Raw genomic sequence first — 15,965 nt, forward strand, 5'->3', positions numbered from 1 at the left:
GCAGTTCAGCCCGGAAGCCGTTCTATATCGGCCCCGACAGCGGCGAGTTTCTGTTCCACCCGCTCATAGCCGCGGTCGAGGTGATAGACGCGGTTGACGATGGTCTCCCCTTCTGCCGCCAGCCCGGCGAGGATGAGGGAGACGGAGGCGCGCAGGTCGGTCGCCATGACCGGCGCGCCCGACAGGCGGGGCACGCCGCGGACGATGGCCGAGGCGCCATGCGCGTTGATGCGGGCGCCCATGCGGTTGAGCTCCGGCACATGCATGAAGCGGTTCTCGAAGATCGTCTCGGTGATCATCGAGGCGCCCTCGGCGACGGCCATCAGCGCCATGAACTGCGCCTGCATGTCGGTGGCGAAGCCGGGGAAGGGCTCCGTCATCACGTCGACGCCATGCAGCCCGTTGAGGCGGGAGACGCGGAGGCCCTTGCCCTCCGGCTCCACCGCCACGCCGGCCTCGCGCAGGGTGCGGGCAACCGAGCCGAAATGCTCGGCCCGCGCGCCCTCGAGCAGGACGGAGCCGCCGGTGATGGCCGCGGCGCAGGCATAGGTGCCGGCCTCGATCCGGTCAGGCACGATGTCATGCACGGCGCCGCCGAGGCTGCGGCGGCCGACCACATGCAGCCGGTCGGTGCCGATGCCCTCGATCTCGGCGCCCATGGCGACCAGGCAGCGGGCGAGGTCCTCGATCTCCGGCTCGCGGGCGGCGTTGACCAGCTCCGTCTCGCCATCGGCGAGGCAGGAGGCCATCAGCAGGTTCTCGGTCGCGCCGACCGAGACGACGGGGAAGATGATGCGGGCGCCCTTCAGGCCATGCGGCGCCTCCGCCTCGATATAGCCGGCGTCGAGGGTGATGGTGGCGCCCATCGCCTCCAGCCCCTTGAGATGGAGGTCGACGGGGCGGGTGCCGATGGAGCAGCCGCCGGGCAGCGAGACGCGGGCCTTGCCGTGGCGGGCGAGGATCGGGCCGAGGACGAGGACCGAGGCGCGCATCTTCCGCACCAGGTCGTAGGGCGCCTCAAGGTGGTTGGCCTCGCCGGCGATGGTCAGCGTCCGGGCCTCGCGGTCGTGCTCGACGGTCAGCCCGTGCTGGATCAGCAGGGCGCGCATGGTGGCGATGTCGGCGAGGTCGGGCGCGTTGCGCAGCACGACCGGGCCGCTGGCGAGGAGGCCGGCGGCCATCAGCGGCAGGGTGGCGTTCTTGGCGCCGCTGATCGGGATGCTGCCCTGGAGCGGCTGGCCCCCGCGGATGCGGATGCGGTCCATGATCGCGGCTAATCCTTACGGTTTCGGCAAAGGGAGGCCGATCTGGTGCCCGGATATGCCTGCCGGTTTCTTACGGCCCGCCGCCGGGCGGGGGCCGCTATGCGCCGGACATGCATGGGACCTTCGAGCCTCAACCCCCATGCCGGGCCGTCTGGGAAACGGTCGGGGCGGGATACAGGGACTCTCTCGGGGATGCAATCGGGCATTCCCCCCTGGGTCCGGCCGCTCACGATAGGGCGAGAGGCGGGCGACAGCGGCAGCCGGCGGCCCATAGTCCTCCTGCTCTGCCGAAGGACATCCCCCGCCTGACCAGGCTGCTCTTCACCCATCCGGCCTGGCGGCGGCTGACGGTGCTGGCGCTCTACGGCTACCAGGGGCTGGTGGCCGGCTTCGCCGTCACGGCGCTGCCCAACCACCTCGCCGCGACGGGGTCGGCGCCGGAAGCCATCGGCGCCACCATGGCGATGACCGGCCTGCCCTGGGTGCTACAGCCGCTCTGGGGGCCGCTGGTCGACCGGCATGGCGCCTTCCGCATGGGGCGGCGGCGCTTCTGGATCCTGGCCGGGCTGGCGGGGGCGCTGCTCTGCCTGGCCTGCCTGCCGCTGGCGGAGGGTCTCGCGGGGATCGGGCTGGTGCTGCTGGCGCACAATGCCTGCGCGGCGCTGACCGACACGGCGGTCGACGCGCTGATCATCGACCGGGTCCCGGCCAACCACCTGGGCGAGGTGACGGCGCTGACCCGGGCCGGCTTCGTCACAGGGATGGCGCTCGGGGCGGCGCTGTTCTCCTCGGTGATCGCGGCGCTTGGGCTCGCGGTGGCGGAGCACCTGCTGCTGCTGCTCGGCCTGCTCGTGGTCGCGGTGCCGGTCCTGGTGCGGGAGGAGGCGGGCGATGCGCTGCTCTCCCCGCGGCGGCGGGTCGGGCCGGGGCGCGGGGCGGAGGATGCCTCCTACCTCGCCGTCCTGCAGGAGCTGCTCGCCTTCGGGCGGCGGCCGGAGATGCTCGTCCTGCTCGCCATCTGCGTGGCGGAGGAGTTCGCCACGGGCGCCTTCGGCGTGCATTTCGGGCTGGAGCTGGTGGCGACCGGGCGGTGGGAGGCGACGAGCCTCTCGCACCTTCAGGGCGGGCTGACGCTGGCGAGCGGGACCATCGGCGCCTTCTCGATCGGGCTGTGGCTGGACCGGGTGGGGCCGCAGCATGCGCTGCGCCTGCTGCTCGGCGCCTGCGCCGTCGGCTATGTCGTCACGGCGGTGCTGCTGTTCGGGCCGCGCGGCTTCCTGGCGGAGGGCCTAGCCATGGCGCTCTCCAGCATCGTCCCCGCGCTGGTCTTCGTCTCGCTCGCGCCGGCGGTGATGCAGGCGATCCAGGGTGGCGGGGCGGCGACGCAATTCGCCTTCGTCATGGCGGCGCTGAATGGCGGGAGCATCCTCGGCTCGGCGGCGTCGGGGCGGATCGGGGCCGTGCTGGCATCCTGGCAGATCGCGCTCGGCGGGGCGGCGATCTTCGCCCTGTGCGCCGCAGCGGCTGGCGGGGCGCTTCGGCAAGCGAAGTGATGATAATACAACCGCTAGTATTGGCGTGGCATTATTGTCGCAGGATGACTTATTTGGAACCCATAAGAACCTTTTTAGTCCTCCGGCATACGTGATGCGGCCTTTCCCTGGTGGAATCTGACCGAGCCCTGATTTGCTCGGCTGAGTTCAGGGATGAATCGCTATGGTGAATGCGTCGAGGCGCCGTCGCGTCGGAGTGGCGGTGGTTGGCATGGGCGGCGCGGTGGCCACCACCGCCGTCGCCGGGGTCGAGCTGATGCGCCGCGGCGCGAACCAGATGACCGGCCTGCCGCTCGCCGATGTCGCGGTGCCCGGCCTTGCCGGTTATGAGGATCTCGTCTTCGGCGGCTGGGACGTGAACGGGCAGAGCCTCGCCGCCGCCGCCGCCGAGCACCATGTGCTGAACGACAACCAGCTGGCGGAAGCCGAGGGCGCGCTCGAGCGCATCAAGCCCTGGGCCGCGGTCGCCAGCAGCGCCTTCTGCCGGCGGATCGGCGGCAGCAACACGCGCGAGATGCGCGGGCATCGTGCTGCGATCGACGCGATCATCAGCGACATCCAGCAGTTCAAGGCGGCGAACGACCTCGACGACGTGGTGATGATCAACCTCGCCTCGACCGAGCGCACGCCGGTGGAGGGCGAGGCGCTCGGCACCGCGGACGGCTTCCAGCGCGCGCTCGACCGCGACGACCCGGATATCGGCCCGGCCATGCTCTATGCCGCGGCCGCGATCGAGGCCGGCGTCGCCTACGGCAATTTCACCCCCTCCGTCGCCGCTGACATCCCCGGGCTGATGGAGCTCGCCGAGCGGCGCGGCGTGCCGCTCGCTGGCAAGGACGGCAAGACCGGCCAGACGCTGCTCAAGACCGTGCTGGCGCCTGCCTTCCGGGCGCGCGCGCTGCATGTGGACGGCTGGTTCTCCACCAACATCCTCGGCAACCGCGACGGCCAGGCGCTGGAGGACCCGGACAGCCTGAAGTCGAAGCTCGGCACCAAGGGCAGCGTGCTCGACAGCATCCTCGGCTACAAGGTCGAGGACCACATCGTCGACATCCGCTACTACCGGCCGCGCGGCGACGACAAGGAGGCCTGGGACAACATCGACGTCAGCGGCTTCCTCGGCCACAAGATGCAGATCAAGGTCAACTTCCTCTGCAAGGACAGCGTGCTGGCGGCGCCGCTGGTCCTCGAGATCGCCCGCGTGCTCGATCTCGCGCGGCAGCGCGGCGAGCGGGGGCCGCAGGAGCAGCTCTCGCTCTTCTTCAAGGCGCCGATGACGGCGGGACGACGAGCGCCGGAGCACGCCTTCCACGTCCAGGAGCGGATGCTGGCCGACTGGCTCGAGGGCAAGGCTGGCCGATGAGCCTGGCTGCCGCGGAGGAGGGTGGGCGAGCCTCGCCCGCCCTGATGCCGCTGTTGCGGAGCCTCGAGGACCTGAAGCGCATCCGCTCGGCGGGACGCGCGGGCTCCATCGCCGAGCGGCTTTTCGCCGAGGCCTGGGCCGAGCTTGTCGCGGGCGATGCACCGGTGGAGGTCGCGCACCACGCGGTGCGGCGGGCGCTGGCGGCGACGGTGCTCGGCGACCTCGACGCGGGGCTGATGGGCGAGCTCGGCATCCCCGCGGGTGAGGCCGAGGGCATCATCCATGGCGTGGTGGCGGAGGCGGCGGGGCCGCTCGATCCAGCCTTGCGCGCCTGGCTGATGGAGGCGCCACGCGCGCCAGGCGCCGGGCCGCTGCCGGGCTTCGTCGGGCGGCTCGCGGCGCAGCCGCGGGCGGGGGCGACCGCGCCGGGCCGCGGGCGGCTGATCCTCGACCCGCCGGAGAGCCATGCGGAGCATTGCGCGCTGGTCGCGCTCTTCGGTGCCGTGCTGGCGCCGGTCTGGGGCGCGCGGCCGGAGACGGTCTTCCTCGCCGGGCTCGCGCATCACCTGCACAACGCAATGATCCCGGACTCCGGATTCGCCGGCGAGATGGCGCTCGGCGAATGGCTGGGGCCGGCGATGGCGCGGGCGACGGCGCTTGCCCTGGGGGAGCTCGGCCCAGGGCTGCGCGCCAGGGTCGAAGAGGCCTGCCGCATCCTGCCGGATGCCGGGACGCCGGAGGGCCGCGCCTTTCATGCGGCGGACACGCTGGATCGGGTGCTGCAGGTGGAGAGCCAGCTGCGCGCCGCCGGCACCAGCATGGGCTTCGTCCTGCGCGAGATGGAGCTCGTGCATGCCGGGCCGGTGAAGCCCTTCCAGGATGCGGTGCTGGCCCGGATGGGCCTCGCCGCATGATCGCGGACACCGCCCACTCGGTGCGGGATGCGGCGGGGCTGCGCTGGCCGGTGGTGGATGGCATCCCCTTCCTCCGCGCGGGCCGGCGGACGCTGGCCGAGGCGGCGCTCGCCCATCTCGATGCCGGCGAGGACGAGGCGGCGCTGGTGCTGCTGCTCGCCGACCAGGATGACTGGTGGCGCGGGCCGCAGGCGGAGCCCGAGGCGCTGCGGCAGCTCGTGCGTGGGCGCACCGGGCTCAGCCTGCGCGAGGCGATGCGGCTGCTGGCCTGGGGGCCGGTGGCCGATTACTTCGCGCATCGCTGGACGGACCCAACCTTCCTCGCCGGGCTGGCGCTGACCGAGGCGCATTGGAACGCGCCGCGCAGCGCCTTCGAACTCGCCTGCGGCATCGGCCACCACCTGCGGGAGCTGGCGCGGCGCGGCGTCGCGGTGACGGGGGCCGATGTGGTCTTCGCCAAGCTCTGGGTCGCGCGGCACTGGGTGGTGCCGGAGGCACGGCTGGTCTGCCTCGACGCGGCGCAGGACTGGCCGGCGCTCGGCTCCTTCGACCTCGTCGCCTGCCACGACGCCTTCTACTTCCTTGAGCCGAAGGGGCCGATCCTCGCCAGGCTGCGCGGCCTGCGCGATGCGGAGCGCGGGCTGCTGCTGGTCGGCCATGTCCATAACCGCGACTGGCCCAACCTCTCGGCCGGCGCCGCGCTCTCCGCCGCGGAGATGGCGGCGCTGATGCCGGAGGCGGCGCTCTACGAGGATGCGGCGCTGACGCGGGCGCTGGCCGCGGGGGAGGCGCCGCAGCGCGCTTCGGTCGAGGCGTTGCGGGGGGCCGAGGCCTTTGCCGCCGCCGAGGGGCCGGGGCTGCGGGAGGCCCGCGCCGTCAGCGGGTTGCTCGCCATGCCGCCGGAAGGCGCGGCGCTCCGACGCAACCCGCTCTATGACGAGGCCGGGCGCATCGCCTGGCCCTCCGAGCGCTACGGACGCGAATACGGGGCGCTGGCGACCTATCCGCCGGCGACGACGCAGCCGCCGCGTGCCGCACTGTCCGAGGTGACGCGCGAGGCGGCGCGGCGGCGCGAGCTGGTCGACCTGCCGGAGGGCTGGTGACATGCTGGATGCCACGACCCATGCGACGACCGGGCTCGGCTGGGGCGTGATCGGCTTCGGCTGGGTGGCGCGCGACTATGCCGTGCCGGGGCTGCTGGGCGCGGGCGGAAGGCTGGTCGCCGTCGCCGACCCGGATCCGGCCGCGCGGCGCCGGGCGGCCGCGCTCGGCGCCGCGGCGCATGCGGATGTCGATGTGCTGCTCGCCGACCCGGCCGTGCAGGCCGTCTACGTGGCGACGCCCAACCATCTGCATCGCGCCGCGGTGGAGCGCGCGGCGGCGGCCGGCAAGCCCGTGCTCTGCGAGAAGCCGATGGCGGCGAGCCTCGCCGAGGCGGAGGCGATGGCGGAGGCGGTGCGCGCCGCCGGCATCCCCTACGGCACCGCCTTCGACCAGCGGCACCATCCGGCCCATGCGGCGATCCGCGCGGCCATCGCGGAGGGCGCGGTCGGCACCGTCACCGCCATCCGCATCGCCTATGCCTGCTGGGTCGATGCCGGCTGGGCGCGTGACAACTGGCGGGCGGATGCGGCCCGGGCCGGCGGCGGCGCGCTGATGGATCTCGCGCCGCACGGGCTCGACCTTGTCGACTGCCTGCTCGGCGAGCCGGTGGAGGAGATCGCGGCGCTGACGCAGCGGCGGGTGCAGGACTATGCCGTCGATGACGGCGCCATGCTGCTCGGCCGCACCCGCTCCGGCGTGCTGGTGCAGCTCCACGTCGCCTACAACTGCCCGGAGGCACTGCCGCGCCGGCGGCTCGAGGTGCTCGGCACCGCCGGACAGATCCTCGCCGAGCGCACCATGGGCCAGACCCCGGGCGGACAGGCTTGGCGCATCGACGGGCGGCTCGGCCTGCGCGCGCCGCTGCCGGTGCCCGACGCCGAGGCCTCGCCCTTCGCGCGGCAGATGGCCGCCTTCGCGCGCTGGCTGCGCGGCGAGGGCGAGCGGGACGCCTTTTCGCTCGACCGCGACCTCCATACCATGCGTCTGGTCGAGCGCGCCTATGCCGCCGCGGAGGGCCGTCCATGCCGCTGAAGCCCTATGCCTGCGCCAATTGCGGCCATTGGCAGCGCTACTTCGCCCCGCCGCCCGACTGCCCGGTCTGCACCGACACGCGCAACGACCTGCCGGAGGATGGCTGGCAGTTCCTGTCCGTCGAGGAGGTGCGGCCGCGCATCACCGGGCACTGGCGGCGGCTGGAGCGGGACATGGTCGCCTTCTCCGTCTCGCCGCCCTTTGGGCTGAACGGCACCGGCTGGCTGCTGCTGCACCCGGAGGGCAACATCGCCTTCGAGGCTGCGCCCTTCTACACCGACGCAATGTTGGCCGAGATCGAGCGGCTGGGCGGCATCCGCTTCCTCGCCGCCTCGCATGTCCATGGCTATGGCGCGCTGTGGCAACTGCAGGACGTGTTCCGGCCGGAGGTGCTGGCCATCCAAAAGGAAGACCTCCGCCTCACCAAGGCCTTCCGCGTCACCTGGCCCTATGACGAGGCGCTGGAGATCGCGCCGGGCCTCGTGCTGCACCATGTCGGCGGCCACTACGAGGGGCAGGCCGTGCTGCACGATGCGGGGCGGCGCATCCTCTTCTGCGGCGATGCCTTCAAGGTCGACCAGGACGAGGCGGGGAACAGCACCGCCGTCTCGACCCACAAGGCCTTCCACAAGTCGATCCCGCTGACGCCAGGCGAGATCCGCCGCTACCGCGCGGTGATCGAGGGGCTCGACTTCGACACGGTCTGCACGCCCTTCGAGCACGCGCCGGGCGTGGGGCGCGAGATCGCGCTCGCCGTGCTGGACGACCAGCTGCGCGGCCCGCCCGGCGTGCGCCATATCCCGATCGACGAGTTGCGCAGGAGCGCGATGCGATGAGCACCACCACCGACCTGCACGAGGTCGCCCGCGAGTTCCGCGCCTCCATGCCGGAGGAAGGCCATGTCACCGTCTTCCGCATCGACATGCTGGACCGCATCGGCATCCCCGTGGTGCAGGCCAACCTGATCGTCGCCAAGGAGCCGGCGACCACGGGCTATGGCTACGGCTTCGAGCCGATCGAGGCGGAGGTCGGCGCGCTCGGCGAGCTCTGCGAGGAGGTGCATGTCGGCGCCTGGGTGAAGCGGACGGAACGCCTGTACGGCAGCTATGCCGAGATGATGCGGCAGCGCGGCGCCGCGGGCGTCGCCGACCCGCTGACGCTCGGCCTGCCGGCCGGCAGCCCCTACGCGCCGGACATGCCGCTGGCCTGGGCCGAGGCGCGGCGCTTCTCGACCGGCGAGCCGGTGCTGGTGCCGCTCGACTGGGTGGCGGCCTATCCCTACCAGCTCGGCGAGAAGCCGCGGCTGATCACGCCGATCACCAACGGCCTCGGCGCCGGCTTCGACCTGCCGCATGCCATCTCGCACGGGCTGATGGAGCTGCTGCAGCGCGACGGCAATGCCGTGACCTACCGCGCGCTCGACCAGGGCGTGGTAGTGGAGGTGGACACCGAGGAGGAGCCGGAGGTCGCCGGGCTGATGGCGCATCTCCGGGACCTCGGCATCGACGTCACCGTCAAGCTGGCCTGCACGGATTTCGGCATCCCGAACCTCTATGTCGTCGGCAACGACCGTGGCTGGCCGACGGTGCCGGTGCAGGTGACCTCCTGCGGCGAGGCCTCGCACCCCGACCGCTCGCGCACGCTGCGCAAGGCGCTGCTGGAGTTTTGCGGCTCCCGCTCGCGCAAGGCGGCGACGCATGGACCGATCGACCTCGTCCAGGCATCGCTGCCGCGCGACTATGTCGACCGCCAGATCGGCGTCGCCATGCTGGAGGAGGAGGAGAGCCGCGCGCTGACCGCCATGGCGGAATGGGTCGGCCAGGATGCGGCGGAGCTGCGCCGGCGCCTCGCCGGCAGCGTCTTCTCCGACCGGCGGCGGGTGCGCCTCTCGGAGCTGCCGACCGTGCCGGCCGAGGCGGTGGCCGATTCCGGCGCGCGCCTCAGGCTGCTGACGGAGCGCCTGGCCGCCGAGGGGCTGGAGCCGCTGGTGATCGACTGCTCGCCGCAGGGCAGCCCGGTCAAGGCGGTGAAGACCATCGTGCCCGGCCTCGAGAGCGAGACGATGAGCTACCATCGCATCGGCTGGCGCGGCGTGCGGCGGCTGCGCGAGCGGGGCGACCCGCTGCTGCTCGATGCGGCGCGCGAGGGCGCCGCGCGGGTGCGGCTGCGGCCGGAGGACGAGGCGCGGGCCGGCGGCCCCGCCTGGTTCGACGCGCGGCTGGCGGATGAGAAGGTGGGGCAGCTCTACCCGCTCTACCGCGAGTGCGGCACCTTCTCCGCGCAGCTCTACCGCCGGCGGCAGGCGGCCTGAGCATGGCGCTGCGCTTCGCCTACAATACCAATGGCGCGGCCAATCACCGGCTCGGCGATGCCGTCGCGCTGATCGCCGAGGCCGGGTATGACGGCGTGGCGCTGACGCTCGACTTCCAGCATCTCGACCCGCTGACCGAGGGCTGGGTGGCGCGGACGGAGGCGCTGGCGCGCGAGCTGCGCGCCCGGCGCCTCGGCTGCGTCATCGAGACGGGCGCGCGCTTCCTGCTCGACCCGCGGCGCAAGCATGAACCAACCTTGTTGACGCCGACGGCGGAGGGGCGGGCACGGCGCGTCGCCTTCCTGCAGCGCGCCGTCGACATCGGCAACATCCTGGAGGCGGAGGCGGTTTCCTTCTGGGCGGGCGTGCCGCAGCCGGGCGTCGACCGCGGCGAGGCGGGAGAGTGGCTGCTGGAGGGCGTGGCGCAGGTCGTCGACTACGGCACGCGGCACGGCGTCACCGTGGCGCTGGAGCCGGAGCCGGGCATGCTGGTCGAGACGCTCGACGACTGGGCGCTGCTGCGGCCGCATCTGCCGGGGCTGAGGCTGGCGCTCGACCTCGGCCATTGCCTGGTGACGCAGGAGCGGGAGCCGGCGGCCGCCGTCGGCGAGTTCGCGCCGCATCTCGGCACCATCGCCATCGAGGACATGCGCCGCGGCGACCATACCCACCTGCCCTTCGGCGAGGGCGAGATGGACATCCCCGCCTGCCTCGATGCGTTGGAGGCGGTGGGCTTCCAGCGGCTCGTCTGCGTGGAGCTCTCGCGCGAGAGCCATCGCGCCGACCGGATGATCCCGCAGTCGCTCGCCTGGCTGCGGCAGTGCAGGGAGGGACGAGACAGATGAGGATCCTGTTCTGCAGCCGCCGCTTCTTCCCGGCCATCAGCGGCATGAGCGTCTATGCGGTGAACCTGCTGCGGCAGCTCGTTGCGGCCGGGCATGACGTGACCATGGTCAGCCAGTATCGCGGCGACCCCACCGGCACCCGCGTCTATGGCGGCGGACCGCCGCCGCCCGTCCCCGGCGTCACCGTCATCGGTCGGCAGTCCCTCGGCGAGGAAGCCTTCGCCGAGCCGGGCGGGGCGGATTTCGAGCGCGACGTGCAGGACATGGTTGATGTCATCCTCGCCGAGCATCGGAAGAAGCCCTTCGACATCCTGCATGCGCAGTACGGCTACCCGAATGGCTGGGCGGTGCTGCTCGCGGCGCGGGAGATCGGCATCCCCACCGTCGTCTCCATCCAGGGCGGCGACGGCCACTGGGTCGGCTCCTGCTGCGAGACGCACCGGCTCGGCATGCTCAACGTGCTGAACCATGCGAATGCGCTCCTGATCGGCTGCGAGAGCTTCGCGCAGGAGGTGATCGAGCGGCTCGGCGTGGCGCGGGAGCGCTTCACCATCGTCCCCGGCGCCGTGGATACCGAGCGCTTCCGCCCGGCCCCGGGCTTCGTGCCGGGTGAGGCGGCGGATCCGGTGCGGCTGCTCTACCATGGCCGCGTCGACCGGCGGAAAGGCTCGCTCGACATGATCGAGGCGCTGGCCCTGCTGCAGCGCGACGGCGTGCGCTTCGCCGCCACCATCTCCGGCATCGGGCCGGACTACGACAGCTCGCGCGCGCTGGCGGAGAAGCGGGGCGTGCTGGTCCGCTTCACCGGCTATGCCGATTACGACGCGGCGCCGGCGCTCTACCGTGAGGCGGATGTCTTCGTCAGCCCGACCTATGCCGAGGGCTTCAGCAACACGATCCTGGAGGCGATGGCGAACGGCCTGCCGAGCGTCTCCTGCTACGCCGTCGGCGTCGTCGACTGCCTGCGCGATGGCGAGAACGGGCTGCTGGTGCAGCCGGGCGACATCCCGGCGCTCGCCCAGGCGCTCAGGCGGGTGATCGAGGATGCGCCGCTGCGGCGGCGGCTTGCCGCAACGGCGCTCGAGGAATGCCGGCGCACCTATTCCTGGGAAGCGGTGGGGCGGCAGATCATGGGCGTCTATGCCGGGGTCGCCGGGCGGCAACCCGATACCGGCTTCGACCCCGTGCTGCCGCATGACGCGGGGTGCCGGTTCCGCGCGGCGCCGCATCTCCTCTGATGCCGCGCGCCCTGGCCCTTTCGCCGCATCTCGACGACGCGGCCTTTTCCTGCGGCGGCACGCTGGCGGCGCTCGCACGGGCGGGGTGGGAGGTCACGGTGGCGACGGCCTTCACCCGGTCCGTGCCCAACCCGACCGGCTTCGCCCTCGCCTGCCAGCTCGACAAGGGCTTGCCGCCGGAGGCCGACTACATGGCGCTGCGCCGGGCAGAGGATGCGGCGGCCTGCGCCAGGCTCGGCGCGCGGGCCGCCTGGCTCGACTTCGCCGAGGCGCCGCATCGCGGCTACCCGGATGCGCGCGCGCTCTTCGCCGCGCCGCGCGAGGATGATGCGATCGCGGCACCGCTCTCGCAGGCCTTTGCCGCGCTGATGGCACCGGCGCCCGACCTGATCCTGGCGCCGCAGGCGATCGGCGGGCATGTCGACCATGTGCGGCTGGTGGAATCGCTGCTGCCGGTGCTGCCGGACGGGGTGCCGGTGCTGTGGTGGACCGACTTCCCCTATGCGGCGCGGCCGCTGCGTGAGGCGGTGCGGCCCTTCGCCGGGCTGATGGAAGCCTGGCCGGAGCGCGGCTTCCCCGGCGATGCGCCGGCGCGGCTGGCCGCCTGCGCGGCCTATGCGACGCAGCTCGGCTTCCAATTCGGCGGGGCCGAAGGGCTCCGGCGCGCGCTCGATGCCGCGGGATCGGTGGAGCGCTTCCGCCTGCGCGGCGCGGTGCGGCTCGGGGTGGCGGCATGACGGAGAGCGCAACCATCCTCGTCACCGGCGGGGCCGGCTATATCGGCAGCCATGTGGTGCTCGCCCTGCTCGATGCCGGGCTGTCCGTCGTCGTGCTCGACAACCTGTCCACCGGCTGCCGCGAGGCGGTGCCGGAGGGCGTGCCGCTGGTGCTGGCCGATACCGGCGATGCGGCGGCGGTGCGGGCGGCGCTGCGGCGGCACCGCATCGGGGCGGTGGTGCACATGGCAGGCTCCCTGATCGCGCCCGAGAGCGTCGTCGATCCCGCGCGGTACTGGCGGAACAACATGGCGAACACGCTGGTCCTCGCCGAGGCCTGCATCGCCGAGGACGTAGCGCGGCTCGTCTTCTCCTCGACCGCGGCGGTCTACGGCATCCCGGACCGGCTGCCGGTCGACGAGGAGGCGCCCTGCCGGCCGATCAACCCCTACGGCGCCTCTAAGCTGGCGGCGGAGCAGATGCTGCAGGCCGTGGCCGCAGCGCACCGGCTCTCGGTCGTTGCGCTGCGCTACTTCAACGTGGCGGGTGCCGATCCGGCGGGGCGGGCGGGGCCGCGCATGCCAGGGGCGACGCACCTCATCAAGGTCGCGCTCGAGGCGGCGCTCGGGCAGCGGGCGGAGCTCGCCATCTATGGCGGGGATTACGACACGCCGGACGGGACGGGCGTGCGCGACTACATCCATGTCACCGACCTGGCGCGGGCGCATGTGGAGGCGCTGCGGCACCTGGCGATGGGCGGCGAGACGGTCGTGCTGAACTGCGGCTACGGCCACGGGCATTCGGTGCGCGCCGTCATCCGCGCGGTGGAGCGGGCGACGGGCGCGCGGGTGCGGGTCGCGCCGCGCCGTCCGGGCGACCCGCCGGCCGTGATCGCCGCGGCGGACCGCATCCGCGGCCGGCTCGCCTGGCGGCCGGCTTTCGACGACCTCGATGCCATCATCGCCGATGCCGTCCGCTGGCAGCGGCGGCTGAACGGACACGACCGGCGGGAGCGCTGGGGCTGACGGCGCCGTCGCTCGCGGTGCGCCGCATCGTCATGGGTGCCTTGATGGCCGGCCTTACGGCGGGGCTGGTCGCGCTCGGCTGGCATGTGCTGGCCGATGGCGGATGGACGGTCTGGGAATGGCTGATCCTCGCCTGCCTCGCCCTCAACGCGCCCTGGCTGGGGCTGACCGGGGCGACGGCCGTTATCGGCTTCGCCATCCGCATGCTGGCACGGGACCCGCTGGCGGCGGTGCTGCCGGCCATGCGCCAGCCGGGCTGGGCCGAGGCGCCGATCGAGGCCCGCACCGTCATCGCCGCCTGCGTCCGCCTCGAGGAGATGGAGGCGGTGCTGCCGCCGCTGGAGCGGCTGCTGCGCGAGCTGCGCGCCTCGAACGAGGGCGGCGACCGCTTCCGCCTCGCCATCCTCTCCGATACGCCCGATGGGCCCGCAGCCGTGCAGGAGGCGGCGGCGGTGGAGCGCCTCGCCGCCCGCTTCCCGGAAGGCGCGGTCCGCTACCGGCGCAGGCTGCGGAACGACGGCTACAAGGCCGGCAACCTGATGGACTTCCTCGACCGGGATGCGGAAGGCGACGACTTCCTGCTGGTGCTCGACGCCGATTCCACCATGTCCGCGGCGGCGGTGCGGCGGCTGGTCCGGCTGATGCAGGCGGATCCCGGCATGGCGATCCTGCAGCCGACCGTCGGCGGCCATCGGGCGGAGACCCTGTTCGCCCGGCATTTCGGCTTCGGCCATCGCCATGGCACGCGCATCTGGGCGACGGGGCAGGCCTGGTGGCAGGGGCCGGAGGGCGCCTATTGGGGGCACAACGCGCTGATCCGCATCGCGCCCTTCCGCGCCCATGCCAAGCTGCCGGTGCTGCCGGGCGGCGAGCTGATCCTCAGCCACGACTATGTGGAGGCGGCGCTGCTGCATGCTGCGGGCTGGGCGGTGCACGTGCTGCCGGAGGATGCGGGCTCCTTCGAGCGGCACCCGCCGGACCTCCTCGCCCATCTCGACCGGGACCGGCGCTGGGCGGCAGGCAACCTGCAATACCGTCACCTGCTGCGGCGGCGGGACCTCAGCCGGATCGGCCGGCTGCAGATGCTGCAGGCGATCCTGCATTATGCGCTGACGCCCTTCTGGTTCGCCCTGCTGCCGCTTGCCGCCCTCAATGCCGCGGCCGGCGGCGCGGCGGCGACCGCGCCGGCGGCGCTCATCGGCCTGCTGCTGGCGGGCTTCCTGCTGCTGCACCTGCCGAAATTCCTGGGCTTCGCCGAGGCCATGCTGCGGCCGGGAGACCAGCCGAGAGGGCGGATGCTGCAGGCGGTGCTGGCCGAGATCGGCTTCTCCGTCCTCGTCGATGCGATCCTGGCGGCGGAGAAGACGGCGCTAACCGTCGCGCCGGGGCTCGCGGGCTGGGGGCCGCAGCAGCGGCGCGGGCGGCGGCTGCGCTGGGGCTACAGCGCCGGCCGGCTGAAGGTCAGCATGGCCTGCGGCGGGGCCTGCGCCGTGCTCTTCTGCCTGGCCGGACCCTCCGCCGTCCTGCTGGCCTCACCGGTCGTGCTGGCGCTGCTGCTCGCGGTGCCGGCCGTGGTGGTGAGCGCGGCGCCGCTTTGAGCCCCCGCTCAGCCGAAGGCCCAGCGCAGCGTGCGGGCGATGCCGAGCGTGCCGGCGCGGACCAGCGGGCGGGCGCCGAGGGGGCTCTCCATCCCATGCATCCTCTGGGCCCAGGCAGGCATGAGGTCGATCGCCGCCTGCATGGTGAGCGCCTGCACCGGCTCCGCCACCAGGCTCGGCGCCGGTTGGTAGAGGAGGAGGCGGGCGACCTCCGCGGTGCGGCCATCGTAGCGGAGCTGCGGCCGCATCGCCTGCAGCAGGCGCTGCGCCTCGGCCCGGCTGCGCGGGACCGGGTCGGCGCCGAGCGCCTCGCCGATCTGCGCCATCTCGGCGAAGTAGCGGTCCTGGTCGGCGCCCGTCATGCGCGGCTTGGCATAGCGGACCCAGCCGGCGAGGAAGCTCGTCGCCTCCGTCACGTGCACCCAGGCGAGCAGCGCGGGGTCGTTGGCGGAATAGGCACGGCCATCGGGCAGCGTGCCCTGCACATGGTCGTGGATGCGGCGGATGCGGGCCAGCATCGCCTCCGCCTCGTCACGGCCGCCATAGGTGGTGAGGGCGACGAAGCGCGCAGTGCGGCGCAGGCGGCCCAGCATGTCGGCGCGGAAATTGGAATGGTCCCACACGCCCGCCAGCACGGCCGGATGCAGCATCTGCAGCAGCAGCCCGGCGATGCCGCCGACCATCATCGAGGTCACGTCGCCATGGACCCGCCAGGCGACGGAGCGCGGGCCGAACAACCCGTCGGGGCGCGGCACCACGGGCCGCTCGCCGCGGGCGCGGTCGTTGAACAGGGCAACGACCTCGGCGGCGATCCTCTTCTTGAGCGGGCGGGCGAGGGCCTGCGGCAGCGGGATGGGCGGCAAGGCACTGGGGCGGGATGGCATCACGGGTGTCACGTTCCTGGCCTGCTGTTATGGGGCCGGTTCCCGCTTTGGGAAGGCACGCGGTGGCGGCCCTTCCGCACCCGTGCCAGGGTGACTTGGCAGACGTGATCGAGGTTT

The 15,965-nt window shown here is 72.9% G+C and carries 14 protein-coding genes; 12 read left to right on the top strand and 2 right to left on the bottom strand.

The window, feature by feature from the left end:
* Positions 1 to 5 precede the first annotated feature (5 nt).
* The gene (murA, locus tag AC5JJ1_RS24500; protein ID WP_495787733.1) at positions 6 to 1,265 is read right to left on the bottom strand and encodes a UDP-N-acetylglucosamine 1-carboxyvinyltransferase; all 1,260 of its coding nucleotides are present in this window, start codon (positions 1,263 to 1,265) and stop codon (positions 6 to 8) included.
* A 350-nt stretch (positions 1,266 to 1,615) separates the two neighbouring features.
* Here murA and AC5JJ1_RS24505 point away from each other — a divergent pair, with 350 nt between their 5' ends.
* From AC5JJ1_RS24505 to mdoH, 12 genes are all read left to right on the top strand, one after another.
* Complete coding sequence (locus tag AC5JJ1_RS24505; RefSeq protein WP_495787734.1) at positions 1,616 to 2,818, top strand: MFS transporter; 1,203 nt, start codon at positions 1,616 to 1,618, stop codon at positions 2,816 to 2,818.
* A 211-nt stretch (positions 2,819 to 3,029) separates the two neighbouring features.
* Entirely contained in the window at positions 3,030 to 4,181 is a 1,152-nt protein-coding gene (locus tag AC5JJ1_RS24510) for an inositol-3-phosphate synthase (RefSeq protein WP_495787735.1), read from the top strand.
* Positions 4,178 to 5,095 (top strand): hypothetical protein, encoded by a 918-nt coding sequence (locus AC5JJ1_RS24515; protein WP_495787736.1) that lies wholly within the window; start codon positions 4,178 to 4,180, stop codon positions 5,093 to 5,095. Before AC5JJ1_RS24510 ends, AC5JJ1_RS24515 begins: the two co-directional genes overlap by 4 nt.
* Entirely contained in the window at positions 5,092 to 6,198 is a 1,107-nt protein-coding gene (locus tag AC5JJ1_RS24520; RefSeq protein WP_495787737.1) for a class I SAM-dependent methyltransferase, read from the top strand. The genes AC5JJ1_RS24515 and AC5JJ1_RS24520 overlap by 4 nt, the downstream gene beginning before the upstream one ends.
* Before the next feature lies 1 nt (position 6,199).
* Positions 6,200 to 7,231 (top strand): Gfo/Idh/MocA family protein, encoded by a 1,032-nt coding sequence (locus tag AC5JJ1_RS24525; protein ID WP_495787738.1) that lies wholly within the window; start codon positions 6,200 to 6,202, stop codon positions 7,229 to 7,231.
* Positions 7,222 to 8,067, top strand: coding sequence for an MBL fold metallo-hydrolase (locus AC5JJ1_RS24530; RefSeq protein ID WP_495787739.1), 846 nt, complete (start codon positions 7,222 to 7,224; stop codon positions 8,065 to 8,067). Before AC5JJ1_RS24525 ends, AC5JJ1_RS24530 begins: the two co-directional genes overlap by 10 nt.
* On the top strand, positions 8,064 to 9,542 hold the full coding sequence (locus AC5JJ1_RS24535) for a YcaO-like family protein (RefSeq protein WP_495787740.1): 1,479 nt from the start codon (positions 8,064 to 8,066) through the stop codon (positions 9,540 to 9,542). Before AC5JJ1_RS24530 ends, AC5JJ1_RS24535 begins: the two co-directional genes overlap by 4 nt.
* 2 nt (positions 9,543 to 9,544) lie before the next feature.
* Positions 9,545 to 10,387, top strand: coding sequence for a sugar phosphate isomerase/epimerase family protein (locus AC5JJ1_RS24540; RefSeq protein WP_495787741.1), 843 nt, complete (start codon positions 9,545 to 9,547; stop codon positions 10,385 to 10,387).
* Entirely contained in the window at positions 10,384 to 11,625 is a 1,242-nt protein-coding gene (locus AC5JJ1_RS24545) for a glycosyltransferase family 4 protein (protein ID WP_495787742.1), read from the top strand. The genes AC5JJ1_RS24540 and AC5JJ1_RS24545 overlap by 4 nt, the downstream gene beginning before the upstream one ends.
* Entirely contained in the window at positions 11,625 to 12,362 is a 738-nt protein-coding gene (locus AC5JJ1_RS24550; protein WP_495787743.1) for a PIG-L deacetylase family protein, read from the top strand. The genes AC5JJ1_RS24545 and AC5JJ1_RS24550 overlap by 1 nt, the downstream gene beginning before the upstream one ends.
* On the top strand, positions 12,359 to 13,366 hold the full coding sequence (galE, locus tag AC5JJ1_RS24555; RefSeq protein WP_495787744.1) for a UDP-glucose 4-epimerase GalE: 1,008 nt from the start codon (positions 12,359 to 12,361) through the stop codon (positions 13,364 to 13,366). Before AC5JJ1_RS24550 ends, galE begins: the two co-directional genes overlap by 4 nt.
* Positions 13,363 to 14,964, top strand: coding sequence for a glucans biosynthesis glucosyltransferase MdoH (gene mdoH / locus AC5JJ1_RS24560; protein WP_495787780.1), 1,602 nt, complete (start codon positions 13,363 to 13,365; stop codon positions 14,962 to 14,964). The genes galE and mdoH overlap by 4 nt, the downstream gene beginning before the upstream one ends.
* An 8-nt stretch (positions 14,965 to 14,972) precedes the next feature.
* On the opposite strand, the gene AC5JJ1_RS24565 is transcribed toward mdoH, so the two are convergent.
* Positions 14,973 to 15,848 (bottom strand): oxygenase MpaB family protein, encoded by an 876-nt coding sequence (locus tag AC5JJ1_RS24565; protein WP_495787745.1) that lies wholly within the window; start codon positions 15,846 to 15,848, stop codon positions 14,973 to 14,975.
* Between the last annotated feature and the right edge of the window lie 117 nt (positions 15,849 to 15,965).

The sequence above is a fragment of the Belnapia sp. genome (assembly GCF_059504005.1).

Excerpts from the sequence above, each read along its gene's own strand:
- murA (WP_495787733.1), bottom strand. The coding sequence starts at position 1,265 with ATGGACCGCATCCGCATCCGCGGGGGCCAGCCGCTCCAGGGCAGCATC.
- AC5JJ1_RS24510 (WP_495787735.1), top strand. The coding sequence starts at position 3,030 with ATGGGCGGCGCGGTGGCCACCACCGCCGTCGCCGGGGTCGAGCTGATG.
- AC5JJ1_RS24515 (WP_495787736.1), top strand. The coding sequence starts at position 4,178 with ATGAGCCTGGCTGCCGCGGAGGAGGGTGGGCGAGCCTCGCCCGCCCTG.
- AC5JJ1_RS24520 (WP_495787737.1), top strand. The coding sequence starts at position 5,092 with ATGATCGCGGACACCGCCCACTCGGTGCGGGATGCGGCGGGGCTGCGC.
- AC5JJ1_RS24525 (WP_495787738.1), top strand. The coding sequence starts at position 6,200 with ATGCTGGATGCCACGACCCATGCGACGACCGGGCTCGGCTGGGGCGTG.
- AC5JJ1_RS24530 (WP_495787739.1), top strand. The coding sequence starts at position 7,222 with ATGCCGCTGAAGCCCTATGCCTGCGCCAATTGCGGCCATTGGCAGCGC.
- AC5JJ1_RS24535 (WP_495787740.1), top strand. The coding sequence starts at position 8,064 with ATGAGCACCACCACCGACCTGCACGAGGTCGCCCGCGAGTTCCGCGCC.
- AC5JJ1_RS24540 (WP_495787741.1), top strand. The coding sequence starts at position 9,545 with ATGGCGCTGCGCTTCGCCTACAATACCAATGGCGCGGCCAATCACCGG.
- AC5JJ1_RS24545 (WP_495787742.1), top strand. The coding sequence starts at position 10,384 with ATGAGGATCCTGTTCTGCAGCCGCCGCTTCTTCCCGGCCATCAGCGGC.
- AC5JJ1_RS24550 (WP_495787743.1), top strand. The coding sequence starts at position 11,625 with ATGCCGCGCGCCCTGGCCCTTTCGCCGCATCTCGACGACGCGGCCTTT.
- galE (WP_495787744.1), top strand. The coding sequence starts at position 12,359 with ATGACGGAGAGCGCAACCATCCTCGTCACCGGCGGGGCCGGCTATATC.
- AC5JJ1_RS24565 (WP_495787745.1), bottom strand. The coding sequence starts at position 15,848 with ATGCCATCCCGCCCCAGTGCCTTGCCGCCCATCCCGCTGCCGCAGGCC.